This window comes from Bifidobacterium olomucense (assembly GCF_012932375.1).
GTDB lineage: Bacteria > Actinomycetota > Actinomycetes > Actinomycetales > Bifidobacteriaceae > Bifidobacterium > Bifidobacterium olomucense.
In genome coordinates this window covers 25,897-49,207 of the sequence record NZ_JAAIIG010000013.1, presented here as the reverse complement: position 1 = coordinate 49,207, position 23,311 = coordinate 25,897, and the positions used below count along the sequence as shown (strand labels likewise).

17 protein-coding genes are annotated in these 23,311 nt (G+C 60.5%); 13 read left to right on the top strand and 4 right to left on the bottom strand.

Annotation, left to right across the window (positions count from 1 at the left end; translation table 11 throughout):
- Positions 1-66: 66 nt before the first annotated feature.
- The 6 genes from G1C97_RS10685 to rsmD all read left to right on the top strand — a co-directional run bounded on the left by G1C97_RS10685 (position 67) and on the right by rsmD (position 7,224).
- Positions 67-1,809, top strand: a complete 1,743-nt coding sequence (locus tag G1C97_RS10685) for an amidohydrolase (protein WP_169241723.1) — start codon at positions 67-69, stop codon at positions 1,807-1,809.
- 49 nt (positions 1,810-1,858) lie between these two features.
- Positions 1,859-3,514 carry an MFS transporter gene (locus G1C97_RS10680; RefSeq protein ID WP_169241722.1) on the top strand — a complete coding sequence of 552 codons (1,656 nt, stop codon included), beginning with the start codon at positions 1,859-1,861 and terminating at the stop codon, positions 3,512-3,514.
- Between the two features lie 57 nt (positions 3,515-3,571).
- Positions 3,572-4,504 carry an ABC transporter permease gene (locus G1C97_RS10675; RefSeq protein WP_169241721.1) on the top strand — a complete coding sequence of 311 codons (933 nt, stop codon included), beginning with the start codon at positions 3,572-3,574 and terminating at the stop codon, positions 4,502-4,504.
- A 43-nt stretch (positions 4,505-4,547) separates the two neighbouring features.
- Positions 4,548-5,669 carry a taurine ABC transporter substrate-binding protein gene (locus tag G1C97_RS10670; RefSeq protein ID WP_205832623.1) on the top strand — a complete coding sequence of 374 codons (1,122 nt, stop codon included), beginning with the start codon at positions 4,548-4,550 and terminating at the stop codon, positions 5,667-5,669.
- 103 nt (positions 5,670-5,772) lie between these two features.
- Complete coding sequence (locus G1C97_RS10665; RefSeq protein WP_205832622.1) at positions 5,773-6,621, top strand: ABC transporter ATP-binding protein; 849 nt, start codon at positions 5,773-5,775, stop codon at positions 6,619-6,621.
- Positions 6,622-6,648: 27 nt separating this feature from the next.
- Complete coding sequence (gene rsmD, locus G1C97_RS10660) at positions 6,649-7,224, top strand: 16S rRNA (guanine(966)-N(2))-methyltransferase RsmD (protein WP_165775933.1); 576 nt, start codon at positions 6,649-6,651, stop codon at positions 7,222-7,224.
- 28 nt (positions 7,225-7,252) lie between these two features.
- Here the strand turns inward: rsmD and trmD are convergent, their stop codons facing one another.
- Positions 7,253-8,101: a tRNA (guanosine(37)-N1)-methyltransferase TrmD gene (trmD, locus tag G1C97_RS10655; RefSeq protein WP_169241720.1), complete on the bottom strand. Its 849-nt coding sequence runs from the start codon at positions 8,099-8,101 to the stop codon at positions 7,253-7,255.
- Between the two features lie 118 nt (positions 8,102-8,219).
- On the opposite strand from trmD, the gene G1C97_RS10650 reads away from it, so the two are divergent.
- From G1C97_RS10650 to G1C97_RS10620, 7 genes are all read left to right on the top strand, one after another.
- Positions 8,220-9,788, top strand: a complete 1,569-nt coding sequence (locus G1C97_RS10650) for a peptidase U32 family protein (protein WP_169241719.1) — start codon at positions 8,220-8,222, stop codon at positions 9,786-9,788.
- A 2-nt stretch (positions 9,789-9,790) separates the two neighbouring features.
- The gene (locus tag G1C97_RS10645; RefSeq protein ID WP_205832625.1) at positions 9,791-10,777 is read left to right on the top strand and encodes a purine nucleoside phosphorylase YfiH/LACC1 family protein; all 987 of its coding nucleotides are present in this window, start codon (positions 9,791-9,793) and stop codon (positions 10,775-10,777) included.
- A 146-nt stretch (positions 10,778-10,923) separates the two neighbouring features.
- Positions 10,924-11,793, top strand: coding sequence for an IspD/TarI family cytidylyltransferase (locus tag G1C97_RS10640; protein ID WP_169241734.1), 870 nt, complete (start codon positions 10,924-10,926; stop codon positions 11,791-11,793).
- 42 nt (positions 11,794-11,835) lie between these two features.
- Positions 11,836-12,528 carry a pyroglutamyl-peptidase I gene (locus tag G1C97_RS10635; protein WP_169241717.1) on the top strand — a complete coding sequence of 231 codons (693 nt, stop codon included), beginning with the start codon at positions 11,836-11,838 and terminating at the stop codon, positions 12,526-12,528.
- 182 nt (positions 12,529-12,710) lie between these two features.
- Positions 12,711-14,258, top strand: a complete 1,548-nt coding sequence (locus G1C97_RS10630) for a cell division protein (protein WP_169241716.1) — start codon at positions 12,711-12,713, stop codon at positions 14,256-14,258.
- Between the two features lie 239 nt (positions 14,259-14,497).
- Positions 14,498-15,844: a C1 family peptidase gene (locus tag G1C97_RS10625; protein WP_169241715.1), complete on the top strand. Its 1,347-nt coding sequence runs from the start codon at positions 14,498-14,500 to the stop codon at positions 15,842-15,844.
- A 953-nt stretch (positions 15,845-16,797) separates the two neighbouring features.
- Positions 16,798-18,822: a beta-L-arabinofuranosidase domain-containing protein gene (locus G1C97_RS10620; protein ID WP_169241714.1), complete on the top strand. Its 2,025-nt coding sequence runs from the start codon at positions 16,798-16,800 to the stop codon at positions 18,820-18,822.
- An 89-nt stretch (positions 18,823-18,911) separates the two neighbouring features.
- On the opposite strand, the gene G1C97_RS10615 is transcribed toward G1C97_RS10620, so the two are convergent.
- The 3 genes from G1C97_RS10615 to G1C97_RS10605 all read right to left on the bottom strand — a co-directional run bounded on the left by G1C97_RS10615 (position 18,912) and on the right by G1C97_RS10605 (position 23,311).
- Entirely contained in the window at positions 18,912-19,958 is a 1,047-nt protein-coding gene (locus G1C97_RS10615; RefSeq protein ID WP_169241713.1) for a LacI family DNA-binding transcriptional regulator, read from the bottom strand.
- Between the two features lie 97 nt (positions 19,959-20,055).
- Positions 20,056-22,218, bottom strand: a complete 2,163-nt coding sequence (locus tag G1C97_RS10610) for a beta-galactosidase (protein WP_169241712.1) — start codon at positions 22,216-22,218, stop codon at positions 20,056-20,058.
- A gap of 184 nt (positions 22,219-22,402) precedes the next feature.
- Entirely contained in the window at positions 22,403-23,311 is a 909-nt protein-coding gene (locus G1C97_RS10605) for a carbohydrate ABC transporter permease (protein ID WP_100497254.1), read from the bottom strand.

Genomic DNA, 23,311 nt, shown 5'->3' with positions numbered 1-23,311 from the left:
CGCGGGAAGCAGTGCGCAATCCTGCGTACAAGGGCCGCAAAACTACGTAAGAACACCAAGGAGACGATGATGGCAACGCTTTACACCGGCGGCACGATCCGCACCATGACAGCGCCCGACGCAACCGTCGAAGCGCTGCTGACGGACGACCGCGGCCACATCGTCTTCGCCGGCGACCTTGAGCAGGCTCGTGATCGTGCCCGTTCGATGGTCACCGTGGGCGCCCGTCACCCTGAAGAGCGCGACTTGGCCGGCGCATGTCTGATGCCCGGCTTCATCGACTCCCATTCGCACTTCGCCGGCATGGGTCAGCGTCTGACGGACGCCGACTTGGCCGGCTGCGCGGATTTCGCCGAAATCGGCACCCGGCTCAAGACGTTCCTTGCCGCGCATCCGCTGCCCGCTGGCGGCGTGCTGCACGGCTTTAATTATGACCAAAACGAGCTGGCTGAAGGCGTACACCCCGACCGTCATGTACTCGACGCCCTGCTTGGCGACGTGCCTACGGTGATCGCCCACGTTTCCGGCCATGTCATCATCTGCAACACCGCGCTGCTCAAGCTTATCGGCCTCGACCTGCAGCAGTCCGAAGCACCGGCCGGCGGCGTGTACGGCCGCGACGAGAACGGCGAACTCAACGGCTACTTCGCCGAAACCCCGGCGATCATGCCTATTCTCATGCACCCGGCCGTAATGCCGAAGAAGGGCATCGAAGGACTCGTCGGCGCAATTCAAGACGAATACGCCTCCCACGGCATCACCACCTGCCAGGATGGCGCGACAGCCCCCGGATACGCCGAACGGTTCGTCAAACTGGCCGAAGCCCACAAGTTGAAGCTCGATCTGACCTGCTACCCGATGATGGGCCAGGATCTCGATGCCGTATTCGATTCCGTCGGCTCCTATGCCAGCGGCGGCACCAGCGAAGGCATCCAATATTTGAACCATCTGCGTTTCGGCGGCGTGAAACTGTTCGTGGACGGCTCTCCGCAAGCTCGTGGCGCATGGCTGAGCGAACCGTACAAGCCGCTGCCGGCATCCGCGCATGCCAACGCCAACACCAACACCAGCGAGCCGGCCGGGTATCGCGGCGCGGGCATCCTGAGCGACGAAGCCATGCGCGCATTCCTCGACCATGCCCTCGAACGCGGCTGGAAGGTGATGGCCCACTGCAACGGCGACGCCGCCAGCGAACAGTTCCTCACCCAGTACACCGCCGCGTACCGTGCCAGCAGCAAGCCCGACAAGTTCGACCTGCGCCCGGTGATGGTTCATTGCCAGCTCACTCGCCGCGACCAGTATGCGCGCATGGCCGCAGTACACATGATTCCTTCCATCTTCGTATCCCACTGCTGGTTCTGGGGCGACGCCCACATCAAGAACCTGGGATTCAAGCGTGCCTCGCGTATCTCCGCCGTACATGATGCGCTGAGCTACAACCTTCCCTTCACCTTCCACACCGATTCGCCGATCGTGCCGCCGGACCTCATCTTCGCCGCATGGTGCGCGATGACCCGCGTCACCAAATACGGTGTGGCGCTCGACCAGACGCAATGCGTCGGCGCATGGGAGGCATTCAGCGCCATCACCCGCAACGCCGCCTACCAGTACGGCGAGGAAGCGCGCAAGGGCACGTTGGAAGCCGGCAAACTCGCCGACATGACCATTCTTGACACGGACCCGCTGGCCGTGTCGACACAGCCGGGTCCGCATGACCCGCAGCAGGACCGGGCCGAAGCCGCGGTTCGCGTCCGCAAACTCCATGTACTCGAAACCATCAAGGAAGGAACCACGGTTTGGACGGCATAAGCGCCGAGCGCTGACCGCGCCGGCACGCAACGATAAGAGAGGCATCGTTATGGGAAAGACACACAGCACCGCCAAGGCGGCATCATCGGAAACCGCGTCGGATACGGCATCGGAGGCAAGCGCGCCTGACGTCCGGCCATTCGGTTGGCGAGACAAAATCGGATACATGTGCGGCGACTTCGGCACGGACTTCATGTTCGTGTTCGCCGGCACCTGGTTCATGATCTTCTACACCAAGGTGATGGGTGTTCCCGGCACCATCGTGGGCACGCTGTTCCTGCTCGCCCGTCTGCTCGATGCGGTGATGGACGTGACCGTCGGCGTGGTGGTCGATCGCTCCAAGGACCATCCGGGCGGCAAGTTCCGTGTGACCATGATGCGTTTCACCGCGCCTTTGGTGCTGCTGTCCTTCCTCATGTACCAGACCTTCGCCATCGACGCCGCCATGTGGGTCAAGATCGTCTACATGTCCATCACCTACGTGGTGTGGTGCTTCTTCTACTCCTGCGTCAACATTCCGTTCGGCTCCCTGGCCTCCACGATTTCCGCCGACGCCGACGACCGCACCAGCCTGTCCACCATGCGCAGCATGGGCGGCACCATCGGCGGCCTGATCCTCGGCATCGTGGCCCCGATCGTCATCTACCAGAAAGTGAACGGCCATCAGGTGATTCGCGGCGGCGACGGCACGCATATCTTCTCCATCGTGGCGGCCGTCGTATCCATCGCCGCGTTCATCGGCTACGTGATCTGCTACTTCAACGTCACCGAACGCGTACACCCCGACCCGGACCAGAACGCAAAGGAAGGGGAGAAGCGCTCGCCGGTCCACATGATCGTCAACGCCTTCTCCTCCCGTTCGATGCTCGGCATCGTGGCGGCCGCGCTCAGCCTGCTCGTGGCCCAGCTGTTCAGCAACCAGCTGATGACCTACGTGTATACCGACGTGTTCGGTTCGGCGGCGCTCGCCTCGATCTCCGGTCTGCTCGGCACGGCGGTGATGTTCCTGGTGGTGCCGTTCGTCAAGCCTCTGACCAAGCGTTTCGGCCGCAAGACGATCTGCTCGTTCGCTTCGGCGCTCGGTGCCGTCGCCATGCTGCTGCTGTTCGTGATCCAAACCCGCAACGGCATGGTGTTCCTGATCGGCGCGGTGTTCATGTACTTCGCGCTGATGGGCTTCAACCTCGTGATCTGGGCCATGATCACCGATGTGATCGACGATATCGAAGTCACCAGAGACACCCGCGAGGAAGCGACCTGCTTCTCCTGCTACTCGTTCGCCCGCAAGATCGGTCAGGCGGTTGCCGGCGAGCTGGCCGGCCTGTCCCTCGACTGGGTGGGCTACCAGTCCGGCGCCACCGCGGTGCAGTCCACGGCGACCAAAGCCGCGCTGTACAACGTGGCGACCTTGGTGCCGGGCGTATTCTTCCTACTCACTTTCGTGTGCTTGGCCGTGATCTATCCCTTAAGCCGCGACCGTGTGCTCTACAACGTCGAGGTGCTGCGCGTCAAGCGCAAGGGCCTGACCGGTGACGAGGCGCGGCTGCTCGTCAAGTACGAAGGCATCACTCCCACCGGTGTCACTCCGGAAGGCAGCACGATTGAATGGCCTGACTTCCACGAACTCGACAAGGCCCGCGAACTGTCCGCCCGTACGGGAGTGGCGATTCGCGACCCGCAGGGGCCAGCGGCAGACGACCGGTGACGTTCGGCGGGAAACCGGGCCGACGAGAAGAACCTGAGATAACAAGGAGAGACGATTATGAGCGATGCAACAACACCGACTCCCAGTACGACCGGTGCCCCGACTCCGGTGGTGGCCGGTACCGCAGTGGCCGGCACCTCGATTGTGGAAGGCGAGGCCACTGCCAAGCGCAAGCCAATGCCGGCATGGATGAAGTCGAAGAAAATCCAGCCGATTATCTCCCTCGTACTGCTGATCGCCGTATGGTGGGCGGTCACTTCGGCCGGACTCATCAACTCGCTGTACCTGCCCGGCCCCAAAGCCGTGTGGGACGCGTTCATCGAGGCCAACAGCTGCCGGCCGGCGTCGGAGGGCTCCTCGCGTATCGTCTGCGGTGAGCAGCAGTACTTCCTCTGGCAGCATCTGGTCGTCTCTCTGGAGCGTATCGGCGTCGGCATGGCTTTGGGCATTGTGGTCGGCGTGCTGGTCGGCTTCATTCTGGCCGAGATCGGCTGGCTGAACCGCATCATCCTGCCGTACATCAACTTCATTCGTGCCCTGCCGCCGCTGGGCTACATTGGCCTCTTGATCGTCTGGTTCGGCATCGGCGACACCACCAAGATCTGGCTGCTGTTCCTGGCCGCATTCCCGCCGATCGTGCTGGCCACCGTCGACGGCATCAACAGCGTGAACCGCGATCGCGTCAACTCGGCGCTGTCCCTCGGCGCATCTCGGCCCAAGGCGTTCCTGTTCGTGGTCTTCCCGAGCGCCCTGCCATCCATTATGAACGGCATTCGACTGGCCATCGGCTTCGCATGGACCACCGTGGTGGCCGCCGAGCTCAACAACGGCATCCCCGGCATCGGCGCGCTGGCCTACCTCTCCGGTACTGAGCTCAATACGCCGTTGACCATCGCCTGCATTTTCGTGATCGGCATCGCGGCGCTGCTGCTCGACTGGCTGATTCTGGGCATTACCCATCTGGTAACTCCGTGGGTCGGCAAGGAATAACGCTCGCGTGAGCATCCGAGTAGTCATAAGAGAGGAATCGAACATGCGTGAAACAACCTGTGGAACAATGCTTGGCATTCGTGGAACACGCCGTGAAACAATCCGTAAGATTGGTGCATTGCTGGTTTCCGCTACGTTGCTCACCAGCCTTGCCGGTTGCGCGAAAATGCCCACCGCAGACGAACTGGTCGGCAACACTTCAGGGGCGGCCGTCACCGACTGCCCGGTGGAGGGTGCCAAGAACGAGGACTTCACCGGCACCATCCGCATCGCATGGCAGGCCATTCCGAACGCGGATCTGATCGTCAAAGACAAGGGCCTTCTGGAAGCCTGTCTGCCGAACGCCACGATCCAGTGGAGCCAGTTCAACTCCGGTGGCGACGTGATTCAGGCCTTCGGCTCCAACTCGCTGGACATCGGTCTGGCCGGCTCCTCTCCGGCGGTGCGGGCGGCGTCCGCTCCGCTGAACCTGCCGGTGAAGGTGATCTGGATTCACGACATCATCGGCGACGCCGAATCTCTGGTGGCCCGCGGCGGCGACTACAAGTCCATCAAAGACTTGGCCGGCAAGAACATCGCCGTGCCGTTCGGCTCCACGTCGCACTTCTCGCTGCTCTCCGCCCTGCACAATGCGGGCATGAACGAAACCAGCGTGAACCTCATCAACCTCGACCCAGACAAGATGTCCGCCGCATGGACCCGTGGCGAGATCGACGCGGCCTGGGTGTGGGACCCGGTCCTGAGCAAGCTGAAGGCGGACGGCGGCACCATTGTGACCTCCAGCGCCGCCACCGCCAAAACCGGCTCCGCTACCTACGATATGGAACTCGCCACAGACTCCTTCATCAAAGCCAACCCGAAAGTCATGGAAACCTGGACCGCGGTGGAGAACTATGCCGCCGGCCTGATCTCCAGCAAGGAAGACGACTCCGCGGAATCCATCTCCACGATTCTCGGCAACTCGGTCGATGACGTGAAGAAGCAGTTCGCCGGATACACCTATCCGCAGGCCAAGGACCAAAGCGACATCTTCCACGGCCAGCTTCCCGGCATCTTCAAGGCCACCGCCGAATTCCTGAAAACCCAAGGCAGCTTGGACAAGGTGAGCGGCGACTACGCAAGCGTGCTCTACACCGGCGCCATCGACCAGGTGGCCAAGCAATAGCGAAGAGATGATTCGCGTTCCGCCTTTCTTGCGGGGAAGGCGATGTCAGCGAAGTTGACTGGGCGGTCCGCGACACCGGCCGCCCATAGCGAAAGGACCTATCATGGCGAACAACAACGTGCTCACGTGGGGCGAGCTCACCGAAAAGAAGACGATGGACGACCAAGGCGTGGCCGTGGACATCCGTGGCGTCAACAAGCGCTTCACCACCCAGCAGGGCGACGAAGTCACCGCACTGCACGACATCAACCTGACCATCAACAAGCATGATTTCATCTGTGTGGTCGGCCGCTCCGGCTGTGGCAAAACCACGCTGCTCAACATGCTCGCCGGATTCGAGAAGCCCACCGACGGCGAACTGGTCTCCGCCGGCGTGGTCATTGACGGTCCAAGCCCCAAGCGTGGCGTGGTCTTCCAAAAGCCGCCGCTGTACCCGTGGCTCACCGTGCGCAAAAACGTGGAATTCGGCATGAAGATGCAAGGCGTGCCGGCTGCGGAGCGCAAGGAGAAGGCCGATCATTTCCTTGAATTGGTGGGACTGACCTCTGCCGCCGACCGTCGCCCCTATGAGCTTTCCGGTGGTATGCAGCAGCGTGCGCAGATCGCACGCGTGCTGGCCACCGAACCGGACCTGATTCTGATGGACGAGCCGTACGGTGCTCTGGACGCCTTGACCCGTGAAAAGCTGCAGAACGAGCTGCTGCGCATCTGGCGCGAACGCCACAGCACCGTGTTCTTCATTACCCACAGCGTGGATGAGGCGATTTTCCTCGCCACGCGCGTGATCGTGATGAGCGCGCATCCGGGCACTGTGAAGATGGATATTCCGATCACCATCCCGCGCGATCCCGACGATCCGGACAACATGGAAAAGGTGCGTGCCACCCCGGAATTCGTGCAGCTGCGCGAGGAGATCACTCAAGCCATCTACGTGCAGGACGATCAGGAGTAGTTGCAAGCAACGGCTAAGCTGGTGGTCATGCGCGTAATTTCAGGACGATTCAAAGGCATGGCACTGGCCACCCCGAAAACCGGCACCCGGCCCACCACCGATCGCACCAAGGAAGCCATTTTCTCGCACCTTGACTCGTGGGGAGTGCTGGACGATGCCCGCGTGCTGGATCTGTTCGCCGGCACCGGCGCACTCGGCATCGAGGCGTTGAGCCGAGGCGCGCGTGAGTTGGTGGCTGTGGAAAGTTCGCGTCCGGCGGCCGCGCTGATCGCCAAAACGTTGGCTGATCTGAAGAAGCATCGTTCATGGAACGAGGATTTGCGCGCTCGCGTGCTGGTGAAAAAGGCCGAGGCTGTGGCAGGTGGCTTCGGCGAGGCATTCGACGTGATTTTCATTGACCCGCCGTACGCCTTCGCAACCGACGCCTGCAACCAATTGCTTGCCGACCTGGCGGCCGGCAACGCCACCGACGATCGCACGGTGATCATGCTCGAACGCTCGATTCGCTCCGACGACCCCGTTGCGCCCGTGGGGTGGGAGATCACCGAGCGGCGCAACTACGGCGAAACCGCCGTGTTCTACATCGAACCGATTGCCGAGTAGCGATTAGCGAGTAGCGAATACTCGAATACTAACGGTCCAACTTGCGCGGATGGGCGGCGGAAACCTCCCAGCCCAATGCCATCAACGTTTTACGGTCGGCCTTGTCCAACGCCTTGCAGTCAAGCCTGGCGATCAGATCCGGACGAATCTCGTTGGTGCGGGCCAGCTCTTCGTCGCGGCGGAAGCGATCGACCTTGCCGTGGTCGCCGGAAAGCAATACCTCCGGCACTGAGATGCCGCGCCACACTGCCGGCTTCGTGTACTGGCGATGCTCCAGCAGCGCGCCTTCGCCGGTGTAGGATTCCTCCACAATCGAATCCGGATTGCCCATGAATCCCGGCATCAGGCGAGTGATGGCCTCAAGCATCACCGATACCGCCACCTCGCCGCCGTTCAGTACATAATCGCCGATGGAATATTCGCGCACATCGATGCCCTGCGCACGGTAATAGTCGGGAATGCGGGAGTCGTACCCCTCGTACCGCCCGCAGCCGAACAACAGATGCTCAGTGTGGCTCAGCTCGGTGGCGTCACGCTGGGTGAACAGGGGAGCGGACGGGTTAGGGAAAATCAGTACCGGAGCGGCGGATGAGGTTTCGGAAGTCGGCTGTACCGCGGTCCCGGCCGCATCGGTTCCGGCCGGAGCATCCAGCCCCAGCAGTTCGTCAAGGCACTCCGCCCACACTTCCGGCTTCATCACCATGCCGGCACCGCCGCCGACCGGCGTATCGTCCACCGAATGATGCACATCGTGGGTCCAGTCACGCAAATTATGCGCGGTGATTTCCAGCAGTCCCTTGGATTGGGCCTTGCCCATCAGGCTCAGATTCAGCACTTCGAAATATTCGGGGAACACGCTCACGATATCGATCTTCATGCCACATAACCCTACCGGCACCCGTCCATAATCAGTCCGGCAGCGGTAAGGGGGGACGCTGTGCGCGCGCAACGCCTTACAGGCCGGTCGTTACACTATTGCCCTGATGAATACGACGATGAGAATCCCCACACGCAAGAAGCCGGAAGTACTGTCTCCGGCCGGCAACCTGCGCGGACTGAAAACCGCGGTCGATTACGGTGCGGACGCCGTCTACTGCGGCGGCAAGGCGTTCGGCATGCGCTCGGCGCCCAAGAACCTGAGTCTTGAAGACTTCGAGGAGGGCTCCCGCTACGCCCATGAGCGCGGCGCCCGCGTCTACGTGACCTGCAATGTGCTGCCGCGCAACAACGAGATCGAAGCGCTGCGCGAATACGTCGGCCAGCTCAAAGACACCGGCGTGGACGCATTGATCGTCTCCGACATCGGTGTGATGCTGATGGCCCGCCAAGTCGCCCCGAATCTGGAGCTGCATGTTTCCACGCAGGCTGGCGTGACCAATTATCAGGCCGCCAACGCGTTCTACGAGCTGGGCGCTCGCCGTGTGGTGCTGGCCCGTGAGATGGATCTGCAGGCCGTACGCGACATTCGCGCGAACATTCCCGACGATCTCGACATCGAATGCTTCGTACATGGCGCAATGTGCATGGCCTTCTCCGGCCGCTGCCTGTTCTCCAACTATCTGACCGGCCGCGACGGCAACCACGGCGAATGCGCGCAGCCCTGCCGCTGGAAATATTCGATTGTGGAGGAGAAACGCCCCGGTCAGTACTTCCCGATCGAACAGACCAAGGACGGCGCCTACCTGTTCAACTCGCAGGATATGAACATGCTTGGGCACCTCGACGATCTCATCGACTCCGGCGCCACGAGCCTTAAGATCGAAGGTCGCGCGAAAAGCGCGTACTACATCGCAGCGATGACCAACGCCTACAAGACCGCGGTGAACGAATATATGATTCAGCGCGGCTTCGAGTCCGCCGACGGTACGGTATTACGGCCTTTCCATGATCAGGTGATTCGCCCCGGCGACCCTGACTTCGGCGATCCGAACGCCGAAGATGCGGTGATGCGTAACGCCGACGCCGCCTTCTCCGGTGTGTCCGACGAAGGCTATGAGCAGCTTGGTGCCGCTGCCCCCGTGAAATCCGATCCGACCGCCGAGCCGGACAACCTGAGCTACCGCGCCCGCTCCACCCGGCGCAAGTCCAACACCGCAGCGGAAACCATCGAAACCGACTGGCAGCACGCCGCCGTCCGCCCCGCGCCGCACGTCGAACTGCCCGAATGGCTGCTGGAGGAAACCGACAAGGTGGCTCACCGCGACTATTCCACCGGCTTCTACTATCCGGAACACAAGGTGACGCAGAACACCGACCGCTCCGCCTACTTCCGCTCCTGGATGGTGGTCGGCGAGGTACTGAGCTGGAATGCGGACGAAGGCGGCCGCGTAACGCTGATGAGCCGCAACAAGATCGAGCCCGGCCAGGAAGTCGAATTCCTGCTGCCCGGCGAACGTCCGTTGGCCTTCACCGTGCCGGAATCCGGCCTGCGAGACGCGGACGGACTGCCGGTCGCCGCCATCAACAATCCGGCCCACGTATTCTCGATGCCCTGCCCGCATCCGGTGCCCATCAACGCCGCAATCCGATCCCGCACCAAAAAGCCCACGTTGAAAGCCGAATGACCATGACTGAATACCACGACGAAATCCTTGATTCCAACGCCATCAGCTCCACCGACAAAGCCGGCCGACCCATTCCGGTGACCATTCCGATCGCACTTGCCCCCGGCATCACCGTGGTCTACACCACGCGACTGGGAGGCCTGAGCACCGGCGCATACGGCAACCTCAACCTCGGCGGCAAGTCCGGCGACAATCCCGAAGCCGTACTGTCCAATCGCATCGCCCTGTCCGAGGCGGTCGGCGCACGGCTGTCCTTGGTCAGCCAGGTGCATTCCGGCGTCGCCACCGATATCGACGAAGTCTTCCAACCCAACGCCCCGTTCGGCTTTGACGCTTCCGGTACGCACGGCGTAACCGACGACAACGAGCCGTTCGTTATCGAGGCGGACGGTCAGGTGACCTCCCAGACCGGCATCGCTTTGGGTATGTTCGCCGCCGACTGTCTGCCGGTGCTCATGGCAGACCCGGTCACCGGCGTTATCGGTGCCGCGCACTGCGGCCGCCGCGGACTTGAGCACGGGGTGATCGAAGCCACCGTCGAACTGATGAAACTCAAAGGTGCCGATCCGGCGAACATCATCGCCACACTGGGCCCGCGCATCTGCGGCGACTGTTACGAAGTAGGCGACGACATCGCCGACACTTTCGTCAAGCGATTCCCGCTGACCAAAACGACCACCCGTTTCGGCGGTGCCGGCATCGACATTGCCGAAGCGGCGATGATCGACCTTTCGTTCGCCGGCGTGCATCAGATCGTCGACTCCATGCCGCGCGTCCACGCCGCCACCGAATATCTGGAAGCCGACGCCGAACTGGCCGAACTGTGCCGAACCGACGGTGAAGGCCCGGTTGATCTTGCCGAACGCATCCGGCACATCAACCGCAGCATGTGTACGCTCGAAAACCCGCTGTGGTATTCGCATCGCCGCGCCGCGCTCGCTGGCAAGCCTCACGAAGGCCGCCTCCTCGCCCTCATCATCCGCCACTGATAGCGGGTTGCCGGGTTGCCTACGAGCACATTCCGTGGAGAAAGGTGTGACGCGGGTCACGCTCGGGCAGCCCTCACCCTACGGTGGTGCCTATGACTGAGAGAGATATTGCCGTGAACGCTGACGCTGAGCCGGGAGCCGAACCAATGGCCAAACCGGCATCCGAACCCATCGCGCAACATGTGCCGGTGGTGGCGGTGGTTCTGGCGGCCGGCTTCGGCACACGGTTCGATCCGGACAATCCCAAGCAGCTGGTCGCCGTTGGCGGCAAGCCTATCGTGTGCTGGAGCATCGAGGCGTTCGAGCAGTGCGCGCGGGTGAGCGACATCGTAGTGGTGGTCAATCCGAAGGTACGCGGCGAAGTGGAGTCGCTGATCGACGAAGCCGGATACGCCAAGGTGCGTGTGGTGATCGACGGCGGTTCCGAGCGCGTCGATTCCACGGCTGCGGCACTGGATACGCTCGCCGCCGCCGGCATTCCGGATGATGCCAAGATCCTTATCCATGACGCCGTCCGCCCGTTCGTGGCACAATCCGCCATCGATGGCTCGATCGACGCGCTCGACCAGTTCAAGGCGGCCACCGTGGCGTTCGCATCCACCGATACCGTGTTGCTGACCGAGGATCTGGGCGATCGCAAGGTGGTCAAGTCGGTGCCGGACCGCCCGAATACCTATCGTGCGCAGACCCCGCAATCCTTCCGTTTCGCCACGATTCGTCACGCCTACGATTTGGCGTCAGCCGACCCGGACTTCCATCCCACGGACGATACGCGCGTGGTGGTGGACTATCTGCCCGACGAACCCGTGGCCATCGTCTCCGGTGCCGAAACGAATCTGAAGATCACTACGCTGGCCGATATTCCCACGGCCGAACGTATCGCCGAGCAGCTACTTGGGCGGGATGCCCACGGTGTCAGCGGTGTCGTCGGACGCGGTGCCGTCGATCCCAAGGAGGAGGCCCGCGCCCGCATGCATGCGTTGCTCGCCCAGGCCGCCGGGCAGATGCGTCGCTAGCTTCGCCGCGGCGAACGTGCAGGTCGCGATAGACTGGACGCTATGCGTGAACTCAATGTGGTGATTTCAGGATTCGATCACTATGACGGCATAACTGTCAATCCGGCTCGCGAAGTCCCCGCTGCCATCGCAGAACAGGGTATCGGCGCCGGCGAGGGGCCGGACGATCTGCTGGGCGAAGTCGAAGTGCATGTTCACGCCGTCAGTCTTCCGGTGAGTTTCGCCAAAGCGTGGCCCACGTTGCTGGAGACCATCGATGCCGTGCACCCGCATATCGTCATCGCCACTGGACTCAAGCGTTCGGCGCGCAGCGTTCTGCTGGAGCGTTGCGCCACCAATCTGATGGATGCGGCCAAACCGGACGCGGACAACGTCATCCCGCGCCGCGAATCCATTGATCCCAGCGGTCCGGCCGCATACTGGACGCGACTGCCGTTGCGCTCCATCCTGAAGGATTTTACCGACGATTCGATTCCCGCCTCCTTAAGTTCGGACGCCGGCACCTTCGTGTGCAATTCGCTGTTCTACAGTCTGCTCAACTGGACGTCCGCCCAAGACCGGGTGCTCAGCGGATTCGTGAGTTTCCCGCCGGTGATACCGGCCCACTCCGGCCGGCACGGGCTCACGTCGCACGGACTTACGTTGGAACAGCAGATCGCCGCCGGCCGTGACGTGGTGCGCGAAACCGTGTGTTACTATCTCAAACCCACCAGTTCCGATATTTTGATCGCCTGACTGTGCGCTGGATTGGGCGCAGCACAGCCTGGAATCACCCCGCCGAAGCGCTCGATATAGAACACGTTTCGCACGCATTGTAACGATTGCGCGATGACCCGCGTTCCGTGCCGTGCTCATGCGCTACAGTGCTTCAAGGAAGTGCCAAGTCGCTTAAGTATGTGCGAAAGGATAAAACAGCCATGGTGGATCGTTTCCCGGTGGTGCTGCGAGGATATGACAAGGAAAAGGTGGATGCCGCCTTTGAAGCCACTCAGGAGAGCGTAAAACGTGCTCAGCAGACGCTTGCCAGCATGCGCGAGCAAATCGCTGCTGACGACGACCGCATCCTGCAGCTGCAGGCCCAGCTTCAGGAAGAGAAGAATCGTAAGTCCGAGGGCAACAGCTTCGCTTCCCTCGGCGCCAACGCCCAGCAGATGCTGGCCTCCGCCGAGCAGACCAGCACCGAGCTGCTTGAACGCGCCAAGCAGGACGCCTCCTCCATTCGCACCACAGCTCAGGCGCAGGCCGAAACCCTGATCAACAACGCCAAGCTGGATGCCCAGCACATCATCAGCGACGCGAACGCCAAGGCCGCCTCCATCCTGACCAACGCCAACGAGCAGGCCAAGTCGGTGACCACTTCCGCGGACGAGCACGCCGAACAGATGCGTTCGGAAACCACCAAGACCATCACCGAACAGCGCCAGACCGTTGAACTGGAGCTGAGCAACGCGCGTGAGGAGCACATCAAGAAGCTGGCCTCCGAGCGCTCCACCCAGGAACGCGAAATCGCCCAGATGAAGGCCGAAGCCACCCAGCAGGTCGCCGCACTGCGCAAAAGCGCCAACGAGGAGATCACCAAGCTCAAGTCCGATTCCAACGATCAGATCGAGGCCGCGCTCTCCGATGCGAACAAGAAGCTTGCCGACGTGCGCGAACAGGTGTCCAAGATGATGACCGAGGCGCAGCGCAAGGCCAGCGAAATCATCGACTCCGCCAAGGCTCAGGCCCAGGAGATCACCGATGATGCCGAAGTCAAGCGCACCAGCACGATGAGCAAGGTCAACGCGGAAGTCGAGCAGATCCGTCACGATATCGCCGCCCAGCAGGACGAGGCCACCAAGAAGGTCAACGAGCTGCTGCAGCATCTGGAAGAGCGTCGCGTATCCGCCAAGAAGGAAGCCGACGAACTGGTTGGTCAGGCCAAGATCGTTCGCGAAGAGGCTGATTCCTATGCCGCCGCCAAGCGCGAGGAGGCCGATCGTCAGGCCGAAGCCATCGTGCACAAGGCCGGTGAGGATGCCGATGCCCAGATCGAGGAGCGTCGTGCAGCCGCCCAAAGCGAGCTGGATGGTCTGTCCAAGCGCATCAGCGATCTGCAGGAGCGCGAATCCGTGATTACGCAGCGTGTTTCCGAGCTGCGTTCCATGTTCTCCCAGGCGTTCGCCGGATTCGCGTTCGGCGGCGCGCAGGCCGGTCAGGCCGCGGCTCAGGGCGATGCCCAGGCTGCCGCCGCCTCTCTGCCGGTGATGGCTCCGGTTCCTGAGACTGCGCAGGAGCCCGCCGAGCCCGAGCATGCCGAGCATGCCGAGCATGCCGACGAGGCTGCTGGCGATGCCGAAGCCGCAGATGCTGCTGCGGCGGACGAGGACACGGCCAAGACGGAAGTCATCCATACGGAATCCGTCGAAGCTGAGTCCGCCGAGGCTGCTGACGGCAACGACGGCGAGGAGACATCCGCCGAATAACGGTTCCGTTGCGCGCTCATTTCTGCGACTACCCAGAAGCCTGACAGGGAGCTGCGAAACGAGAGTTGTCCGCGTAGTGAACTTGAACATGATCGCCGATGCGGCACGGTATCGGCGAATGACAGCCCCTCGACTAGACTACTAGCGGCATGAATACGGCACCTGTGCGTTCTACGCCAGGTGCCGTATTCGTTTGTTATCCCGCGTCACAAGCGCACTGATCCATAGAAGGAGTAGACATGAGTGAACTGACACCGTTGAGCGGTGAAGCGCTGAACGCCCTGCGCGACGATTTCGATGCGAATGGCACCAATCGCTTGGCGATGAATGCGGTGACCGCAGCCGGCATCGACAAGGTGGCCCGCAACTATGATCGTGCCCGTCTGATGCAGCGCCGCTTCTCCACCATCGTGGACAACGGCGAAGCCACCCACCAGGATCGTTCCGGCCGCTGCTGGCTGTTCAGCTCCCTGAACGTGGCCCGCTTCATCGCCAAGAAGAACATGAACCTGAAGGAGTTCGAGTTCTCTCAGAACTATGCGATGTACTTCGACAAGCTGGAGCGCGTCAACTACTTCCTCAAGGATGTGGCCGCTCTGGTGGCTGCCGGCGAGCCCGCCGACTCCCGTCTGATGCAGCACCTGCTGGCCGATGTGATGGGTGACGGCGGCCAGTGGACCATGGCCATGAACGTATACAAGAAGTACGGTGCCGTTCCCAAGGATCTGTTCCCGGAGACCGCTTCTTCGATGAACACCGGCGAGATGAACACCCAGCTGCGCCATATGCTGCACACCGCCGTGGCTCACCTGTATGCCGCCAAGGACGATGCCGCCAAGACCGAGCAGATCATCTCCGAGGCCACCGCCGCCGGCCACCGCATTCTGACCATCCACCTGGGAGAGCCGCCGGTCTCCTTCGACTGGGAGTGGACCGACAAGGATGGCGAGTTCCATCGCGACGGCGAGATCACGCCGGTTGAATTCTGGAACAAGTACGTGGGTTCGGCCGGTCTTGAGGATTACGTGTGCCTCGTGGACGATCCGCGCGCCGAGCATGCCAAGGGCAAGAAGATCGGCATCGAGCACTTGGGCAATGTGGCCGGCGGTGACGCCACCGAGTACCTCAATGTGCCGAATCAGTTCATGAAGGACTGCGTGCGCAAGATTCTGGTCGAGCAGGGCATTCCGGTATGGTTCGGCGCTGACTGCCACCCGTTCATGGACCGCGAGAATGGTGCTTGGGCCACCGACCTGTTCGAGTATGGCAAGGTGTACGACGTGGACTTCGACCTCGACAAGGAAGCCCGTGTGCGTTTCGCTGATTCGGCGATGAACCACGCCATGGCCTTCGCCGGTGTGGACGTGGCCGATGACGGCACCACCACCCGCCGCTGGCGCGTGGAGAACTCTTGGGGCACCAAGATCGCCGACAAGGGCTACTTCACCATGTCCGACGACTGGTTCACCGAGTACGTCTACGAGGTAGCCGTCCCGAAGTCGATGCTCCCCGAGGAGTACCAGAAGGCCTTGGAAGAGCCCGCCACCATGCTCCCCGCATGGGATCCGATGGGAGCTCTTGCGTGACCTTGTCACGCAAGAGCTAGAAGCCGGGATCAGAAAACAGTCCGGTGGACTGTTTTCCCGGCTTCCCGGCTGGCTCTCCGGTGGGGGTTGTCCCAGATCGGAGCGACAACCTCTAGGAAAGCCCGGTCGGTTTTCCATTGGGGCAGTACATGGCCAGCGAGCCGTGCGGCACGGCAAAGACGATGTCTAAGTGCCGCCCGGGGCATCTTCTTAATTGCGAAGACTCGAAAAATTCGCATAAAAACGCGCTCTTCGAGCCCCTACAAGGATACGATGGTGGTACGTAACCACGAAATCGCCGTTCTTGACATTTGGTACCACGCGACCGTGGCACATAACTCGCATAAAACGTTTTACGCATGTAATGTGCCGCATCAGTGAAATGTCAAAATGGCTTGTTTCCGCCATTTTTGATGTCGCGTGCGTAATGAGCGCATGTGTGCTCGTGGTACGTAACCGCAGAATCGCTATTTTTAACATTTGGTACCACGCATTCGCGGTCACGGGTCGCAGCCATAAGATCGACGTTTTGGCGTTGTGCCCCGCGCGGCTGCGGGCCTCAATCGCCGTCGATCGTTTTACGTACGTGTCATCCCGCATCAAGCACTACCGAATCAGCTTGTTTCCGCCATTCTCAATTTCTTGTGCGTAATGAGCACTGTATTGTCCCGAGACATGTGTCAATGATGTCCCGAGACAATACATGCGAGCAATGAGTGCACGGTCCGCAACTGCATAGTCATCCCCAATGCATTTCCATCCCACGTCTCGCTACTCCGCCAAACCCCATCGCCTCCACTACATATGCAACCTTCCCCCAATCACCCGCCGGCTCTTGAAAATTGGGAGACATATACGCATACAATAGATTGAACCGGTTCAACATGTGTCGCTTCACGCAATTGGGCGCAATGAAGTGACACATGTGCCGATACGTAACGAAAGGAATGACAATGAAGTCTAAAACGACCGTCCGGTCCGCTGCCGGCAGGGATGCGCATGCTGGCGCAGTCCGTTACGATGCCGAAACTTCTTATGACACTGTCAGTGTGCGATACCGCGGATTCGATCTGCCCGACGTAACGTTGACGGGTGGTGAGTTCTGCCGACGTCAGATGCTGGTGCGTGATTATGTGCTGCAGTTCGATCTTGACCGACTGATGCACACCTTCCGCACCAACGCGGGATTCAAGGACGCCGCCGAACCGTTGGGCGGCTGGGAGTCGCCGGACTGCGGATTGCGTGGTCATTTCGTAGGGCATTTCCTGTCTGCCGCGTCCAAGTTCTACGCTTCGTACAGCGCGGATGAAGCGGCGGATGAATTGGCCTGTGATACGCCGGACGACGATACGCAAGTCGAGATGCGCAACCAATTCAAAGCAATCGTCGATCGCATCGTCGACGTGATGGCGCAATGTGCCCAGCCGAACGGATACCTCGCGGCTTTCCCCGAATCCGAGCTCGACCGGCTGGAATCCAAGGATTATCGCAAGGTTTGGGCACCCTACTACACGTTGCACAAGATTCTGCAAGGCTTGGTGGATGCCTACCGTTACGTAGGCAACGAGACGGCGTTGCGACTGGCGCGAGGATTGGCCGGGTATATCGGTCGGCGGCTTTCCGGGCTCGGGGCATGGAAAATCGACAACATGCTACGGCCCACCCGACTCAATCCGCTGAACGAATATGGCGGCATCGGCGACGCCCTGTATGCGCTGTACGACATCACCCATGATGCGGATGTGCTGGCGACGGCCAAAGTCTTCGATCGTGAGTATTTCCTCGGACCGATGACCGCCGGCGAGGATGTGCTGGAAGATTTGCATGCGAATACCCATCTGCCGCAGATCACCGCGGCGGAACATCGGTATGACATCACCGGTGAAGAGCGGTACCGTACGGCGGCCGAGCATTTTGCTGGGTTCCTTGACTCGCGTACGTTCGCCAATGGTTCCAACAGTTCGAAAGCCACCCATTTCACGTTGGAATATGGTGTTTCGGACAAAGCTGAGCATTGGGGCGCCGCCGGCGATCTTCACGATGCCTTGACGTTCGGCGAAAGCGAATCCTGCAACGGCCACAACACCGAGCGCATCATGAGCCGACTGTTCTCCTGGACGGGAGATATTCGTTACGCCGATTGGCTGGCGCGGCTGAAGTTCAACGCCGTGCTCAACTGTTTCAGCCCGCGTAACGGCCTGTCGCAATACCACCAGCCGATGGGATGCGGCGCATATAAGATCTTCTCCACGCCGACCGACACATTCTGGTGCTGCACCGCCTCCGGTGTGGAGGCCGCCAGCGAGCTGGCCCGCAACATTTGGTTCGAGGCCGTGCCGGAAAGCAGCGTCGAACCGGGGGAGTGCGGCGGTACCGTGCCGACCGTGGCGGTAACGTCATACGTACCCTCGCGGTTGCATTGGCGCGATCAGGGCGTGACCTGCACGTTGGATACCGATTATCCTGCGTCGGATCGCGCGACGCTGCGCGTGACGTTTGATACGTGCGGTGATGCGTGTAGCGACACGTGTAGCGACACGTGCGGCGACACATGCAGCGACGTCACCCGGCGTCTGGCGTTCGTATTCCGTTCACATACGGTGGAAGGTGCAAACGTACCCCTGACCCGCGCCTCTGACGGTTTCGCGCGAATCGAGCGCGACTGGCACAACGGCGAGTCGATTACCTTGCATATCGCGCCCGACTGGCATACGGAAGCGTTGCGCGGTGCCCCGGCTCGTGTGGCTGTACTGCACGGTGACGTACTCATGGCCAAGCCGGATGTCGATATCAATGTAGGTGACCTGCCGGCTGCCGGGGAAGCGCTGGCGGCCCGCGCCGCGGCGATGCACATGCGCCCGCTCTACGACATCGCCGGCCACGAGCGCTACAGCGTCTACCTCAACACTGACGCCGAACACCCCATAACGCCGGTCGAATTCAGTCCGGTCGCCGAAGGGTCCAACGACCCGCAGTAGGGGAGGAGCTTGCGGCGGGGCCGTAGTAGCCCACAGTAGGTCGAGGCCAGCCTCAGCAGGGCGGGGCGTCGCGGGGCGGGGCGGGGCAGCTACCGCAAAGCCCGTGTCGAGGCCCGTTCCACAAACGTGAAGTCAGTAGTCACCGTCTGGAACGGGCCTGTATCGCCGTTGATGCGACCGATCAGCATGTCGACCGCTGCCGAGGCGAACGCTTCCATATGCAGATCCACCGTGCTCAGCGTCGGCGTGCTGAACTGGCATTCCTGCACGTTATCGAAACCGATCACCTGCACATCCTGCGGTATTTGCAGTCCCATACGTTGTAATTCATGCACCGCGCCGAACGCTAGAGCGTCGTTCAAGCAGATGATGATTTCCGGGCATGCCACGCGGCCCAGCAGATCTCGTATCGCCCGCTCGCCGTCGCTGCTCAACCAGCGGCTCTCAGGAATAACGAGGTTCCAATCCACCGGAATGCCGAGCCGAGAGAACGCCTCAACGAAACCACGAAGTCGCAGAGGCCCGGCACCCTCTGAAGCTTGCATCACATTATTGGCGTCAACACCCTCGGGAGCGCCGATCAGTCCGATGCGCCGGAAGCCTTTGGCCAGCAGCCTCGATACCAACGCATCCATGGCTTCGCGACTGGGAACCCGCACGCTGTCGGCTTTGCCGTAGGCGTCAAAATCACCGACGAACACTATCGGATACTGTTGCTGCAATATCGCTCCCTCATTCGCCAGCGGTTTGCCGGAAAGAAAGATCCAGCCATCCGCGCCAAGCGAAGGGATTCGATCAACCGCCTCTGGCAGACCGGTGCCATCTAAATCATAGGTGTTGATTACTACGCCGTAATCGCGCTCTCTTGCGACTTCGATCAATGACTGTGCGAACAGTGCGGTGAACGACTGTGTGAAATCGAACGTGGCCAATCCAATCAGCTTGGACACGCCTGTTTTCAACGAGCGGGCCGAGTAATTGACGGAATACCCCATACTGGTGATTGTCTTGCGGACGCGTTCACGCGTTTCCGGACGCATGCTTCCCGAGTTGTTGATGACGTTGGAAACGGTTTTTATGGAGACGCCCGCCTGTCGGGCAACGTCCGTAATGGTTACTCGCTTTGACGTCGACATTGTCGGTACCTCCAAACTTCCGCTCGTCTCAAGTCGTCGCAGCCCTGTGACTGCATTGGCACAGCGGCGCTCGCTTATTCGATAATTAGTATCTTATCTACCGTTTGCTGTCATCAGCGGTTGTGCGCTCAGGCTTTTCCGCCAGAATGCGAACATCCCACGGTCGTAACAGGACTTCTTGCACAGGCTCCCCGCCGTTTGCCGGAGAACAAGGGGAGGGGAGCGTGATGCGCTCGCAGTCCCAACTCCAGTTGAACAAGGCATGTAGTCGATCGCCATTTTCATTCACTGCCGATGTATGCGTTACTGCTGTGTCCTTGCAGCAGTCGGACCATACGGAAGCCGGTGCGAGTACGACGTCATATATCGACGTCATCAGCTCGCGATTGGGAATCGTGCCTACAACGGTAACGCGTCCCGCGCCTGTCTGATGGGTGGTCGCCGCCGCAAATCCGCTGAAGAACGGATGCTCGTATTGGCATAATGTTTCGCTGGAGGTTGGTTCGAGATGTTGTGCAACTATGGTCGCCGCGCTGTGCGGGCGCATGTCGTATCCTCGGCATCCGCGAATCGGAAGCTCACGGAGCAGATTTGACGTCTCCTGATAGGAAGCGCCTGCGAGCTGTTGTAATCCTGCTGGCTGCGTATGACTTTGGGCACGGGCAAGTTCATCTACGATTCCGGTTTCCGGGCCTATGATCAGGTGGCCGCCGCACTGTACGTAATCTTTCAGCCAATCCGTCAGTTGATCGGAAATCATATATGTTCCGGCTGCTACCAGAACCGGATGATGCAGCACGAATTGTTGCGCCGGGTAAAGAAGGTTGCCGTTATCGTCGATAATCTGGGTGTCATATACGATACGAGTCTGTCTGCCGGAAAGGAAGGCTCCTTGGTAGAACGTGCGGAACAGTTGCTCATAGGCTTGCGGATTCCGTGCGTCGTGAGCGTCAGAGAAGCCGTTGTCCGCTTGGTAGGGCTCGCATTCCATGGCCCAACGTGACTGCACCGAATACAGCATGGTGATGTCGTAATCCGGGTGCAATCCCAGAATTTTGGTCCCGTATGATTCGAGTTCGGCTCCCAGCTGGGCAATCTGATGATAGACGCGCCCCGGTTTGCCATCGTGGGGAATAATACCGCCCCAGAATGTCTCTGCCCCTGTCGTGATCTGCCTCCACGGCCAGTATTCGATCATCTGGGCTCCACGCAGAATGAACTGCCAAGCAGCTTGACGCCACTGGCCATCATAACCGGGGAATCGATCTGCAGAACCTCCGATCGGTCCGCCATTGCACTCGGCGATACCAAATGGCTGCTGTTTCAAGGCATAGATGCGATCGCCATTGAGGCTCAATCCCCATGGCCCGGTGGTTTTCCACTCGCTTTCGGTCTGGGTGCCGTAATTGCTGTCCGGATTGTTAAGCAACATTCCGTCCTGCATTTGGTAATAGGGATCGAACGACACCACATCCAATAGTTGTGCGGACTTCGCCTCGTCGAGTGCCGGACGGGCCAATGCGAAATTCACAGTGATGAACTGATCATCACGGCAGAGTGCGCGAATCCAATCACGCTGCTCACGCAGCATATCATCGGTGAGCTTCGCTTGATATCGTCGCCAAGCAATGTCGTATTGCGGCTGATCATTGCCGGACGGCTCCCACAGATCATCCCAATCGGTCAGTTCATGAGACCAGAACACCAGTCCCCACTGCCGGTTGAGTTCCTCAACGTTGCCATACTCTCGACGCAGCTCGTCTTTGAACCCCTCGAATACGAACGGAGAGTAATCGATTTTCAAGCCTGGCTCGTTATGCAGCTGCCAGCCGATCACAGCAGGGTGATTCCGGTATCGTTGCACGATCGCTTCGATGATGCGGCGCGAATAATAGCGGAATGTCGGATGCGTGTAACTGTGCTCTTCCCTTGAACCGTATGCCGAACGCCGCCCGTGAATGTCCACCAACGTTATTTCCGGGCATGCACGAGCAAGCCACAAGGGAATCGCGAATGTCGGTACTCCGATGATGGCTTCCACGCCATACTCGTGGGCTTTATCCAACACCGGTTCCAACCAATCCAGATCAAACCGGCCGTCTTCGGGCTCCCAATGCGACCAGCTGCCTTCTCCGACACGGATGGTGTTGCAGTGCGCTTCGGCAAGCAGACGCATGTCCTCGTCCAATGTGTCGAATGCGTGATATTCGGCATAGAATGCCGCTCCGAAACGGAACTTGTACGACTGTCTGCTGTCCATAATGTGTCACCATCCTGTGTGATGCGTTGGTGGGCAATATGACGAATTCCGGCTCCGGCATCTGTGCCGAAACCGGAATTCGTCGATTCAGCGCTAGTGTTTGCTGATATTTACTGGTGCTTTGCCGGTATTTGCCAACTCACGTGAGTCGATTCGATTGATCGAATCACGTGAGCTCAGCGAATCAAGCCTTGACCGAACCCGCCGTCAATCCGCCGACCCAGTACCGTTGCAGGAACAGGAAGGCGATGACCAGCGGGATGACCGAGACGAAGGCGCCGGAGGTTACCAGATTCCAGATCTGCTCGGCGCCGGCACCCATGTTCGAGCGCTGCTGCCACTGCGTCAGGCCGACGGTGATGGGGAAGAGCTTGGTATTCGACAGCACCACCGAAGGCAGGAAGAAGTTGTTCCAACAGGCAACCACGGACAACAGGAACACCGTGGTGATGGCCGGCGTCATAATCGGCAGCGAGACTTGGAAGAAAGTGCGTAGCTCGCCGGCCCCGTCCACTCGTGCCGCTTCCAGCATCTCGTCAGGCAGGGAATCCATGCAGTATACACGCATCAGATATACGCCGAACGGCGACAGCAGCGACGGCAGCAGCACTGCCCACACCGTATCGTTCATACCGAACTGCGACATCAGCATGAAGGTGGGAATGGCCAGTGCGGTGGTGGGGATCATCAATGAGCCGAGCACGATGTTGAAGTAGGTCTTGCGGCCCTTGAACTTGAATTTTGCGAATCCGTATCCGGCCATCACGGAGACGGCGGTTGCACCGAATCCGCCCACGAAAGCGTACAGGAACGAGTTGAACAGCCAACGCCAGTAAATGCCGCCTTCATAGGTGGAGAGTTCCTTGATGTTCTCCCACAGGTTGAAGGTCTTATCGAACCACATCGGGCCGCCTGAACCGACGAACAGTCCCGAATTGGTTTTGGTTGCGGCTACGACCAGCCACCATACGGGGAACAGGAAGTAGACCACGCAAATTGCCAGCAGCACGTATGAGGGGATGTGGTGTCCGCCGCCGATAGGGGCTCCGGTGTTGCGGGATTGCTTCGATGAACGCGTTGTTGAGCGAGCCAT

What these genes read in the sequence shown, in the direction of transcription:
- G1C97_RS10685 (WP_169241723.1), top strand. Translation starts at nt 67, where the DNA reads ATGATGGCAACGCTTTACACCGGCGGCACGATCCGCACCATGACAGCG.
- G1C97_RS10680 (WP_169241722.1), top strand. Translation starts at nt 1,859, where the DNA reads ATGGGAAAGACACACAGCACCGCCAAGGCGGCATCATCGGAAACCGCG.
- G1C97_RS10675 (WP_169241721.1), top strand. Translation starts at nt 3,572, where the DNA reads ATGAGCGATGCAACAACACCGACTCCCAGTACGACCGGTGCCCCGACT.
- G1C97_RS10670 (WP_205832623.1), top strand. Translation starts at nt 4,548, where the DNA reads ATGCGTGAAACAACCTGTGGAACAATGCTTGGCATTCGTGGAACACGC.
- G1C97_RS10665 (WP_205832622.1), top strand. Translation starts at nt 5,773, where the DNA reads ATGGCGAACAACAACGTGCTCACGTGGGGCGAGCTCACCGAAAAGAAG.
- rsmD (WP_165775933.1), top strand. Translation starts at nt 6,649, where the DNA reads ATGCGCGTAATTTCAGGACGATTCAAAGGCATGGCACTGGCCACCCCG.
- trmD (WP_169241720.1), bottom strand. Translation starts at nt 8,101, where the DNA reads ATGAAGATCGATATCGTGAGCGTGTTCCCCGAATATTTCGAAGTGCTG.
- G1C97_RS10650 (WP_169241719.1), top strand. Translation starts at nt 8,220, where the DNA reads ATGAGAATCCCCACACGCAAGAAGCCGGAAGTACTGTCTCCGGCCGGC.
- G1C97_RS10645 (WP_205832625.1), top strand. Translation starts at nt 9,791, where the DNA reads ATGACTGAATACCACGACGAAATCCTTGATTCCAACGCCATCAGCTCC.
- G1C97_RS10640 (WP_169241734.1), top strand. Translation starts at nt 10,924, where the DNA reads ATGGCCAAACCGGCATCCGAACCCATCGCGCAACATGTGCCGGTGGTG.
- G1C97_RS10635 (WP_169241717.1), top strand. Translation starts at nt 11,836, where the DNA reads ATGCGTGAACTCAATGTGGTGATTTCAGGATTCGATCACTATGACGGC.
- G1C97_RS10630 (WP_169241716.1), top strand. Translation starts at nt 12,711, where the DNA reads ATGGTGGATCGTTTCCCGGTGGTGCTGCGAGGATATGACAAGGAAAAG.
- G1C97_RS10625 (WP_169241715.1), top strand. Translation starts at nt 14,498, where the DNA reads ATGAGTGAACTGACACCGTTGAGCGGTGAAGCGCTGAACGCCCTGCGC.
- G1C97_RS10620 (WP_169241714.1), top strand. Translation starts at nt 16,798, where the DNA reads ATGAAGTCTAAAACGACCGTCCGGTCCGCTGCCGGCAGGGATGCGCAT.
- G1C97_RS10615 (WP_169241713.1), bottom strand. Translation starts at nt 19,958, where the DNA reads ATGTCGACGTCAAAGCGAGTAACCATTACGGACGTTGCCCGACAGGCG.
- G1C97_RS10610 (WP_169241712.1), bottom strand. Translation starts at nt 22,218, where the DNA reads ATGGACAGCAGACAGTCGTACAAGTTCCGTTTCGGAGCGGCATTCTAT.
- G1C97_RS10605 (WP_100497254.1), bottom strand. Translation starts at nt 23,311, where the DNA reads ATGGCTCGCTCAACAACGCGTTCATCGAAGCAATCCCGCAACACCGGA.